The organism is Streptomyces muensis, assembly GCF_021474425.1.
In the GTDB taxonomy this organism is placed as follows: Bacteria; Actinomycetota; Actinomycetes; order Streptomycetales; family Streptomycetaceae; genus Streptomyces; species Streptomyces muensis.
On sequence record NZ_JAKEIP010000626.1, the window covers coordinates 1 to 711 of the forward strand.

General features: G+C 80.9%; 1 pseudogene. It reads left to right on the forward strand.

Going from position 1 to position 711, the window contains the following annotated elements:
* A pseudogene (locus tag L0P92_RS44785) lies at positions 1 to 711 on the forward strand (FHA domain-containing protein); the annotation flags it as partial.

Below are 711 nucleotides of genomic sequence, written 5' to 3' on the forward strand. Positions count from 1 at the left end.
GCCTGGAGGGTCCCGCGGACCTCGCCGCTCCCGGGCCCCCCGCCCTCCGGGGGCGACCGGCCCGGGGGGCACCCCGCGGGCCCCGCATGGGGGTGGGTGGGCGGCCCGCCGCCCACCTCCGCCATTCCGGAGCCGGAGCTCTGCCCGCAGTGCCGTACGCCCCGTGAGGGCGGTGCGCCGTTCTGCGAGGAGTGCCGGTGGAACTTCCTGACCAACACGGCGACGTCGTACACCCCCGCCGCCCCGCGCCAGCCGGCGCCCGGCCCGGGCCCGGGCGGCCCGTTCCAGCAGCCGCCGGGTCCCGGCCCGTCGTACGGCGGCGGTGACTCGTACGACTACCAGAGCTCGCGCCCGTCCCAGGTGAACCGCCCGGCCGAGCCGCTCCCGCCGTTCGGCGGCGACCCTCAGGGCGGCCCGGGCGGCCCCGGCCCCGGTGGACCTGGCGGCCCGGGCGGACCTGGCGGCTTCGGCCCCGGCCCGGGCGGTCCCGGTGGTCCTGGCAACCCCGGCGGCCATGGCGGCCCGGGTGGCTTCGGCCCCGGCCCGGGCGGGCCGGAGGGACCGTTGGATCCCGGACCGCCGGCCCCGCCCGCCTTCCCGCAGGAGACGAACCGTCCGCAGCAGGGCGGCCCATCCTTCGGCGGCGGTGACGACGACTGGGTGATCTCCCCGCCGTCGTCCGGCCCCGGTGGTGCGCCGGGCGGTCCCGGT